The sequence below is a fragment of the Rhodothermales bacterium genome (assembly GCA_034439735.1).
Taxonomy (GTDB): Bacteria; Bacteroidota; Rhodothermia; order Rhodothermales; family JAHQVL01; genus JAWKNW01.
Genome location: JAWXAX010000106.1, coordinates 20,272 through 29,025, shown reverse-complemented (window position 1 = coordinate 29,025; position 8,754 = coordinate 20,272). Strand labels below are relative to the sequence as shown.

At 62.6% G+C, this 8,754-nt stretch carries 9 protein-coding genes; 3 read left to right on the top strand and 6 right to left on the bottom strand.

From position 1 onward, the window contains the following. Nucleotides 1–512: 512 nt before the first annotated feature. On the bottom strand, nt 513–830 hold the full coding sequence (locus tag SH809_08640; GenBank protein ID MDZ4699756.1) for a hypothetical protein: 318 nt from the start codon (nt 828–830) through the stop codon (nt 513–515). Between the two features lie 319 nt (nt 831–1,149). On the opposite strand from SH809_08640, the gene SH809_08635 reads away from it, so the two are divergent. Then, nucleotides 1,150–1,527 carry a hypothetical protein gene (locus SH809_08635; protein ID MDZ4699755.1) on the top strand — a complete coding sequence of 126 codons (378 nt, stop codon included), beginning with the start codon at nt 1,150–1,152 and terminating at the stop codon, nt 1,525–1,527. Between the two features lie 120 nt (nt 1,528–1,647). Here the strand turns inward: SH809_08635 and SH809_08630 are convergent, their stop codons facing one another. From SH809_08630 to SH809_08615, 4 genes are all read right to left on the bottom strand, one after another. Further along, complete coding sequence (locus tag SH809_08630; protein MDZ4699754.1) at nt 1,648–2,415, bottom strand: enoyl-CoA hydratase-related protein; 768 nt, start codon at nt 2,413–2,415, stop codon at nt 1,648–1,650. A gap of 51 nt (nt 2,416–2,466) precedes the next feature. Beyond that, nucleotides 2,467–4,059 (bottom strand): acyl CoA:acetate/3-ketoacid CoA transferase, encoded by a 1,593-nt coding sequence (locus tag SH809_08625; protein MDZ4699753.1) that lies wholly within the window; start codon nt 4,057–4,059, stop codon nt 2,467–2,469. 110 nt (nt 4,060–4,169) lie between these two features. After that, on the bottom strand, nt 4,170–5,186 hold the full coding sequence (locus tag SH809_08620; GenBank protein ID MDZ4699752.1) for a Gfo/Idh/MocA family oxidoreductase: 1,017 nt from the start codon (nt 5,184–5,186) through the stop codon (nt 4,170–4,172). A gap of 95 nt (nt 5,187–5,281) precedes the next feature. Then, on the bottom strand, nt 5,282–5,713 hold the full coding sequence (locus SH809_08615) for a response regulator (GenBank protein ID MDZ4699751.1): 432 nt from the start codon (nt 5,711–5,713) through the stop codon (nt 5,282–5,284). A gap of 178 nt (nt 5,714–5,891) precedes the next feature. On the opposite strand from SH809_08615, the gene SH809_08610 reads away from it, so the two are divergent. Together SH809_08610 and SH809_08605 are read left to right on the top strand one after the other, a co-directional pair. Further along, nucleotides 5,892–6,791, top strand: a complete 900-nt coding sequence (locus SH809_08610; GenBank protein MDZ4699750.1) for an SDR family oxidoreductase — start codon at nt 5,892–5,894, stop codon at nt 6,789–6,791. 14 nt (nt 6,792–6,805) lie between these two features. Next, a complete protein-coding gene (locus SH809_08605; protein ID MDZ4699749.1) occupies nt 6,806–8,209 on the top strand; it encodes a sulfatase in 1,404 nt (467 codons plus the stop codon). 17 nt (nt 8,210–8,226) lie between these two features. On the opposite strand, the gene SH809_08600 is transcribed toward SH809_08605, so the two are convergent. Continuing rightward, the gene (locus SH809_08600) at nt 8,227–8,724 is read right to left on the bottom strand and encodes a hypothetical protein (GenBank protein MDZ4699748.1); all 498 of its coding nucleotides are present in this window, start codon (nt 8,722–8,724) and stop codon (nt 8,227–8,229) included. Between the last annotated feature and the right edge of the window lie 30 nt (nt 8,725–8,754).

Below are 8,754 nucleotides of genomic sequence, written 5' to 3'. Positions count from 1 at the left end.
TAATGCAAAACGTCATCCTGGGCCCCGACCCAGGACCCAGAACAGGGTTGCTAACCTCACTGGGTCCTGGATCAAGTCCAGGATGACGGGCTTTTTGATGTATTTAAGAAGATTTGTGCACTTAAAGCGCGCAAAACGAGCATTTCAACTCCTGATTCGCATGATTAGCGAGTAATGCGAATCAGGAGTTGAAAGTGGGTTTATCTACGGTCCTCTCACTCGGATCGTCATCCCCGACCCCGATCGGGGATCCATAGGCAGCTGATCGGATGCAGCCGGGCCTGATGTGGGACTGAAGGAAAAAAGGAGCACCAGCCTATTCAAGCTGCGTTTCGGGTACACAGGGCGCGCTGCTATCGCCCTTGATGATGTATATGCTGCATTTGCACGCTTCCATGGATCCCCAATCAAGTTGGGGATGACGACCATGGAGAGTGTAGCGGAAGCCGGATTGCATCGTATTTCAACTCCTGATTAGCATGAGTAGCGTTTTGCGATGTGTATTCAGATTCTTATCCTCCCGCCGGCGCAATCAACTCAACCGACAACCTGAACCCAAGCCCCTGTAAAATGGCCGCGATCTTGTCCAGGCGCGGGTTGCCATTTTTTGAAAGCACCCGATACAGATGCTCCCGGTTCAGGTGGGTGCGGAGTGCCAGCGCGCCTATGCCGCCTTGTGCCTCGGTTACGTTGCGCAAAGCCACCAGGAAATGCTCCTTGTCCCCATCTCCCTCGAATTCTTCGATGGCGACCTCCAGGTATGCCCGCGCTTCCTCCGGATCTTTGAGGGCCTCGATCAGGGTGGCGTGGTAGGGTTTGGATGGATTCATCGGTCACATATTCGGTTAACGCGCGGGGTCCGGCCAGTCGCGTCACTTAAGTTTGTAGCATGTACGCTACGGATGATAGGGGGTTCTGTCGAGCACTTCGGCGACAAAAAAATCTGCTTGGTGCTCTACGACGCGAAATAGATGCGTTGGGGGGGCATTGTATCGAAGAGAGGTGACCCGAACATGATCGCGGGGTGAAAAGAGGTGCCCTGGCTGTGCGACCGGCTCGGTAGAGCGTAATTTGAGACCAGCTAATGTGCCCGAAGCATCTGCATCCTAACCGTTTAGGTTGTGCATGACATCAATCCGAGTCGACACCATGCGCCCCCTATTCTATAAGTTTGTTTGCAGCGTCTTGTTGGTGTGTGGAATTGGCTGCAGTTCATCGACCGGGGACGGTTGTGGCAATAATCCTCTGGTGGATTGTGAACATCAAAGACCAATAGGCGAGGATGGAACTGCGATGGTGCTCAACGAGGTCGGGCGAGTATCGCTGGTGCAGGATGGCGTGGTGTTGTTTATCGCCGAACGCGATTATGGGTGGGGCCACACGCGATATCAAGTCCATGGTGAGTTGCCATTCATTTATCGCAAGGAAGGGTTGCGCATTCGCTTTAGTGGAATCCGGCTACCCATGTCTGAAAACGCGCGATATGCGGCTTTGCCATTACGCTGGACCTCCATTCAAAAGGAGTGATCGGAGTCTTTTATGTAGAGACGCCCCGGTGGGGCGTCTCAACGACGTTTCCGTATAACGTAAAGAATTCCGGATATGTGATGCGTTCAGGAGACGCCCCACCGGGGCGTCTATACGGGGTCACACCCCCCTAAACCGTGGCTCCCGTTTTTCTCGGAACGCCGCCAGGCCCTCCGCCGCATCCTCCGACGAGGCGGCGAGGCCGCTGGCGAGGGACTCCAGCACCACACCGGCTCCTTTCCCCAACCCTCCATCCACCAACTGCTTGGTCATCTGCACCGCCAGCGGGGCCTTCTTCGCGATAGCCTCTGCCAGCTCCTGTGCCCGGGCCGGCAGCTTTTCACGGGGGTGCACCTCATTCACCAGCCCCCACGCCTCGGCCTTTGCGGCGGAGATGCGTTCGCCGGCAAAAATCATCTGCTTGGCCCGCCCCGCGCCCACCACCGCCGGCAGCCGCTGCGTGCCGGCCCAGCCGGGGACCGTCCCCAGGCCCACTTCCGGGAGCGCAAACGCCGCTTCCTCGGCCGCGAGCCGGATGTCCGCCGCCAGCGCAAGCTCCAATCCGCCTCCAAACGTGTAGCCGTTGATCACGGCGATAACCGGCATCCGGAGCGCCGCCAGCCGGTCGAAGATTCGGTGGCCGACACGGATCCACGTCCGCCACATATCCTGCGGCCCCAGCGCCGCCCACGCGTGAATATCGGCCCCGACGCAGAACGCCCGGTCGCCGGCGGCCGTCAGCAGCACTACCCGCACGTCCTTCGCCTCCTCCAGCGCCGCGACATGCGCCTCCAGCTCGTGCAGCATCTCCATCGTGAGCGCATTGAGCTTCTCGGGCCGGTTGAGGGTGAGGGTGGCGATGGGGGCGGTGAGGGAGAGCGCGACCATTGGATTAGCGATTAGCGAGTAGCGATTAAACGATTAGCGATGGGGCATTTTTCACTTTTCACTTTGCACTAACTCCAGCCCCATCTTCTCTTCCAAAAACAGCCTCCCATCCATCAACTTCAGGTCATCACTCACCCGCAGCGGGATGTCGGCTTGCTGGAGCACCTGCGTCTGGAGGTCGATGCCGGGGGCAATTTCGGTGACCGTGAGCCCATCCGGTTCGAGGCGGAGGACGCAGCGTTCGGTGACGTAGGTGACGTCCTGCCCGGTGCGGCGGGCGCGGGCGCCGCTGAACGAGACCTGCTCGACGGCCGGCACCAGCTTCCGGGCTTTGCCTTCTTTCTTAATGACGAGTTTCCCGCCCTCCACAGCAAGGTCCAGCCCGCCGGCCGTAAAATACCCGCCGAACACGATCCGGCGGGCGTTCGAGGTGATATCCACAAACCCACCCACGCCGGCGGTGACGTGGGGCTTGGCGGCGAGTTTGGAGACGTTGACGCTGCCGTCGGCGTCGATCTGCATGAACGAGAGGAACGTCCGGTCGAACCCGCCGCCCTGGAAATACGTGAACTGGTCGGGCGACGGCACGATCGTTTGCAGGTTCGCCGCGCAGCCGAACTGGAAGCCCAACAGCGGGATGCCGCCGACGGCGCCCTGCTCGATAGCCCAGGTGACAGCATCTCCGAGCCCCTCTTCGAGGAGGATGCGGGGCACCAGCGCCGAGATCCCGAAGCCGAGGTTGACGGCCTCGCCGGCGCGCAGCTCCATGGCCGCGCGGCGGCCGATGATCTTGTCGGTGCCCCACGGGACCGGGTCGAACGCGTCCACCGGCCGGCGGATGAGGCCGCTGATGGCGGGGTCGAACGGCGTCTGGGTGGTCTGCATCTGGTCGGGGTCCAGCACGAGGTAGTCCACCAGGATGCCGGGGATGCGGACGGATTGCGGCGGCAGGGTGCCGGCGGCCGCGATCTGTTTGACCTGGGCGATGACGATCCCCCCGTTATTGTGGGCCGCGAGTGCCTGGTCCATCCCCCCGAGATATCCCCCTTCATGCTCCATCGAGAGGTTACCCAGCTCGTCGGCCGTGGTGGCGCGGATCAGGGCCACGTCGATGGGGATCGAGCGGAGGTAGAGCCAGTCGTCGCCGTCGAACTCGACGCGGCGGACGAGGTCCTCGGTGGTCGCGGCGTTCATCTTGCCGCCCGTCTGCCGGGGGTCCAGGTAGGTTTCCATCCCCACTTTTGTGAGTATGCCCGGTCGTTTGGCCGCCGCCTCGCGGTGCATATGGAAAAGGAGGCCGCTCGGGATGTTATAGGCCTCGACCTCGTTAGCATAGATCATCCGCCAGATCCTTGGCGACGGCATGTTAGACGGCCCGCTCGGCAGCGAGCCGGCGATCACGCGCTTCAACAGTCCCGGCCGCGCGAGGTGGTCAATCCCGTCGATCCCGTACATGTCGCCGGCGGCGATGGGGTGGATCGAGGTGATGTTTTTGGGGGATCCCTCCGCCTCGAAGCGTTTCCCGATGGCGCGCAGGAGGGCATCCGGGCAGCCGAGGCCGCTGGAGGAGCTGGTGGAGACGACGGCGCCGTCCGGGATGAGGGCGGCGGCCTGTTCGAGGGGGATGAGTTTGGAGGATGGCATGGTGGTTCTTAAAAGCGACTCGTCATCCCGGACTTGATCCGGGAACCATACAACCAACAAGCCTTGCATGGATCCCCGCTTTCGCGGGGACGACAAAAACAGGGGTTACATCAACGCTCAACCGCGACTTTCCGCCCCGTCTTCGTCGACTCCAGCACGGCGAGGGCGATGGCGAGGGAGCGGACGCCGTCTTCGCCGGTGGCCCAGGGGGAGCCGTTATGGAGGATCGCGTCGTTGAAGCGGCGGACGGCGTGGGCATAGAGGTCCTCTGCCGGCCCGGGGTCGATGGGCTCGCGGACGCCGTTACGGAGCAGGTACAGGTTGCCGATGGGCTGCTGGGTCATCACGTTTTTGGCGTAGATGGAGCCTTCTGTGCCGTGAACCTGGAGGCCGGTGATGGCGTGTTTGATGGTGTAGGCGTCGTGGAACTGGGCGAGGAGTCCGCTTTCGAAGCGCATGACGCCCATGACGCCGTCTTCGATGTCGCCCCGCCCCATGCCCTGCTGGGCGGAGAGCGCGGTGACCTCGACGGCCTCGTCGTTGAGGACGAAGCGGAGGGTGTCGGCGTCGTGGACGGTGATGTCCATGATGGCGCCGGCGCCTGTTTCCGGTTGGAGGATCCGCCAGCCCTGGAGGTGTTCGGGGAGGAAGACGGCGTGGAAGACACGCGCAGCGAGGGGTTTTCCGACGGCCCCATCCAGCACCAGCCGGCGGATGGCGCGGTGGGTGACGGCGTTGCGGAGGTGGTGGTTGGTGCCCATGACCACACCGGCCTCGGCGCAGGCCGCCACCATTGTTTTTGCATCGGCCAGGTTGAGGGCGAGCGGTTTCTCGCACATCACATGTTTGCCGGCGCGGGCGGCGAGGAGGGTTTCGTCCCGGTGCTTCTCGTTCGTCGTGCTGATGTAGACGACGTCGACTTCCGGGTCGGCCAGCAGGGCGTCGATCGAGGTGTAGCTGCGGGGGATGCCGTTATCGCGGGCGAAGGCGGCGCCGCGTTCGGCGCTGGTGCTCATGACGGCAGCGATGTGGCTATCCGGCTGGGCGATGATCGCCGGGATCATCCACTCACGCGCGATGGTGCTGGCGCCGATGAGGCCCCAGCCGAGGGAGGAGGAACGGGACATGGTTCGTCGGTATACGTTGGGTGCATGGGTGCCGGAAGATACTGGAACTTCCGGAATACGCTGCAGCCTTTTTGCGACGAACGAAGGGGCACGCCTCAGTGACGCTGGAAGATGCCCGACTTGGTGATGGCGCCGATGAGCTTGACGGCGTCGATCGGCTTGGTGACGAAGTCGTTCATGCCGGCGTCCATGCACCGCTGACGATCGGACGGCGTGGCGTTTGCCGTCACGGCGATGATGTAGGGGCGCTCTTTCCCGTAGATACGGCGAATATTCTCCGTGGCGGTGATGCCATCCATCACGGGCATCTGGATATCCATCAGAACGATATCGTAGGTTTGCTTCGCAAAGAGATCAAGAGCCTCCTGGCCGTTATTGGCTACGTCGGTCTTTAATCCTTCTTTAGCTAGAAAGCGCACCGCGACTTTCTGGTTGATCGGATTGTCTTCAACGAGCAACATCCGCAATCCCTGTTCCTCTGAAGCCGGGTCGGCAGGCGGTGTCGCCGTGGATTGATTCGTGTCCATAAATTCGGGTCTTTGCCAGAAGCACTGATTTCTTCCTGCGAGCGGACGGGTGACCGACTGGTAACGGCATTCCCGTTTGTAGGTGTATCGACTGACACGCCCGGTAGCTAAATCAGAACGGGCTGAAAAATCGCCTTTTTAAACCGTGCCGGGTGGGTGGCCCACACGCCGGCCTGTCATGTCAGGTGGCCCCTCGATGCGCCGGCTAGCATCGCCCCGAGCGGTGGAGTACATTGGGCTGCGAACGCCGAACGATGTCTCCAACCAGCCCACACACCGCGTGTATTTCAAAGATAGAGTCGTCTGGATCACCGGCGCATCCTCGGGGATCGGGGAGGCGCTGGCGCTCGACCTCAGCCAACGGGATGCGATCCTCATCCTCTCGGCCCGAAATCGGGAGAAACTGGAGGCCGTTCGCAGCCGGTGCGCGCATCCGGAACGGGTTGAGGTGCTCCCGATGGACCTCGCGGATCTGGACGCCATCGATGAGATAGCCCGCGAAGGACTCGCGTTCTACGGGAAAGTCGATTTTCTCATCAACAACGGGGGGGTAAGCCAGCGCTCGCTCGTCGAGGAGACCGGGATGGAGGTCTATCGCCGGCTAATGGATACCAACTTCCTCGGGCCCATCGCCTTGACAAAGGCGGTTCTGCCCTCCATGCGGGAACGCCAATGGGGGCAGATCATCGTCGTCAGTAGCCTGACGGGCAAGTTCTCCACGCCCCTCCGCTCCGGATACGCGGCCTCCAAACACGCCCTCCACGGCTTTTTCGACGCCTTGCGCGCCGAGAACTGGCGCCACGGTCTCCGCGTCACGATCGTCTGCCCGGGGTATGTACGCACGCAGGTGTCGGTCAACGCCCTCACCGGAGACGGCTCGCCCCAGGGCACCATGGACAAGGGGCAGGAAACCGGGATGTCACCCGAGAAATGCGCCGACCTCATCCTCTGGGCCGCCGAGCGCAACAAAACCGAGGTGTACCTCGGCGGCTTCGAACGCTTCTATGTCTATTTTAAACGATTCTTCCCGGTGACGTTCGATCGGATGATTCGGGGACTCGATCCCGTGGAACGCTAACTGTGTTTCGCCCCATGCCCTCCGCCCGCCTCCTCCTGGTCCTCTGCTGCCTCCTCCCGATCCGCTGCGCCGCTCCGCCGCCGCCGAATCTGCTGTTCGTCATCACCGACGACCATCGATTCGACTTCCTGGGAAGCGTCAACCCGGAGCTCCACACCCCTACCATGGACCGGCTTGCGCGGGAGGGCGTCCGCTTCGAGCGGGCGTTCGTGACCACGCCCATCTGCGCCGCGAGCCGGGCGTCATTGCTGGCCGGCGTCGTCGAACGCACGCATCGCTTTACCTTTATCACCCCGCCACTCGACTCCTCCTTCACGGACGCCAGCTACCCGGCGCTCCTTCGCGAGGCCGGCTATCGGACGGGCCACGTCGGCAAATTCGGCGTCGTTACCCACGCCGGCGCCACCGATCGGATGTACTCGGTCTTCGAGCCGCTCGACCGAAATCCCTATTTCAAGGAGCAGCCGGACGGCTCGGTGCGCCATCTCACCGATATCGAGGCCGATCGCGCGATCGCGTTCCTGGAATCCAACCCCGCCGGCACGCCCTTCGCCCTCACGCTCAGCTTCAATGCGCCACACGCGGAAGACAGCGATCCACGCCAGTACATCTGGCCGGCCGCACAGGACTCCTTCTACCAGAACCTGCCGATCCCCCCACCGGCGTTATCCGACCCTGCCTTTCTCGCCTCCCAGCCGGAATTCCTGCGGGCCGATACGCTCATGAACCGGTTCCGCTGGCGCTGGCGGTTCAATAATCCAGACAAAGCCCGTGAGATGACGCGGGGCTATTTTCGGATGATCAGCGGCGTCGACGCCGCCCTGGCCCGGGTGATGGAGGCGCTCGATCGTCTGGAAATGGCGGATGATACCGTGGTGATCCTGATGGGCGACAACGGCTACTACATCGGCGAGCGCGGCTACGCCGGCAAATGGCTGCCGCACGACCTCTCGCTACGCGTCCCCCTCCTCGTTTACGACCCGCGCCAGCCGGATGCCGCCGGCCGCCGGCCCACGGCGATGGCGCTGAACATCGATATCGCCCCCACATTGCTCGACCTCGCCGGCGTGCCTCCTCCCGCCTCGATGCAGGGCCGAAGTCTGGCGCCCTTCCTCCGCGCCGAACGGCCAGCGTGGCGGACCGATTTCTTCCTGGAGCATCTCATGGAGCACCCCCAGATCGTCAAACACGAGGGAGTCCGCACCGAACGGTTCAAATACGCCCGGTACTTCGAGCAGCACCCGGTGTACGAAGAGCTGTACGACCTTGCGGCGGACTCGCTGGAGGCCCGCAACCTGGCGCTCGACCCCGCCTATCGCGAGGCGCTCGAAACCCTCCGCATCCGCACGGATGTACTGCGCGATGAATACGGCGGGCCCTACCGGCCCCACGTCGGAGCGCCGGCGATGTTGCCATGACCCCTTTTGAAAGTGGGTTACCGTTTCGCGTAAACCGTCTCGACGTGCGGCAGGGTATCGAGTATCAGCGCCATCTGGCCGAAGGCATTCGTGCCATTCGTGGAGCTGCCCCATTCCGCCCGATTCCAGTTTTCGAGGACGCCACTCACGCCGGCACCCGCCCCGTCAAGCCCGCTATCCGGGGTGTCCGACGACCAGTAGCCGATGGCTTCCAGCCGCGAGCCGTTACCGACCGGGCTCGCGCGAAGGGTTAGCCGAAGCGCCGTCCGACCCCCCACTTCTTGCGGATTGGTGTCGAGCCGCCAGCTCGCATCGTCTTCACTCATCATCGTGAAGCCTTTGTTTATCAGCATCGTCCGGGTTTGTTCGTAGAGGTCGTCTACCGAAAGGGCTGTGCGGAGTTCGACGGCGTTGGCGCCCTCTGGAATGGCGGCGGCCATTTCCTCCGGTAGGGGCGGCGCGGCGGTCGCGCAGCCGGCGAGCATCAGGACGAGAACGAGACCAGCGTAGTGCATGTGGCCGATGGGATTGGGGTGCGGAAAAAG

Bases quoted from the DNA above. Each gene is read 5' to 3' on its own strand.
- SH809_08635 (MDZ4699755.1), top strand. From the start codon at position 1,150: ATGCGCCCCCTATTCTATAAGTTTGTTTGCAGCGTCTTGTTGGTGTGT.
- SH809_08605 (MDZ4699749.1), top strand. From the start codon at position 6,806: ATGCCCTCCGCCCGCCTCCTCCTGGTCCTCTGCTGCCTCCTCCCGATC.
- SH809_08640 (MDZ4699756.1), bottom strand. From the start codon at position 830: ATGAATCCATCCAAACCCTACCACGCCACCCTGATCGAGGCCCTCAAA.
- SH809_08610 (MDZ4699750.1), top strand. From the start codon at position 5,892: ATGTCAGGTGGCCCCTCGATGCGCCGGCTAGCATCGCCCCGAGCGGTG.
- SH809_08620 (MDZ4699752.1), bottom strand. From the start codon at position 5,186: ATGTCCCGTTCCTCCTCCCTCGGCTGGGGCCTCATCGGCGCCAGCACC.
- SH809_08630 (MDZ4699754.1), bottom strand. From the start codon at position 2,415: ATGGTCGCGCTCTCCCTCACCGCCCCCATCGCCACCCTCACCCTCAAC.
- SH809_08615 (MDZ4699751.1), bottom strand. From the start codon at position 5,713: ATGGACACGAATCAATCCACGGCGACACCGCCTGCCGACCCGGCTTCA.
- SH809_08600 (MDZ4699748.1), bottom strand. From the start codon at position 8,724: ATGCACTACGCTGGTCTCGTTCTCGTCCTGATGCTCGCCGGCTGCGCG.
- SH809_08625 (MDZ4699753.1), bottom strand. From the start codon at position 4,059: ATGCCATCCTCCAAACTCATCCCCCTCGAACAGGCCGCCGCCCTCATC.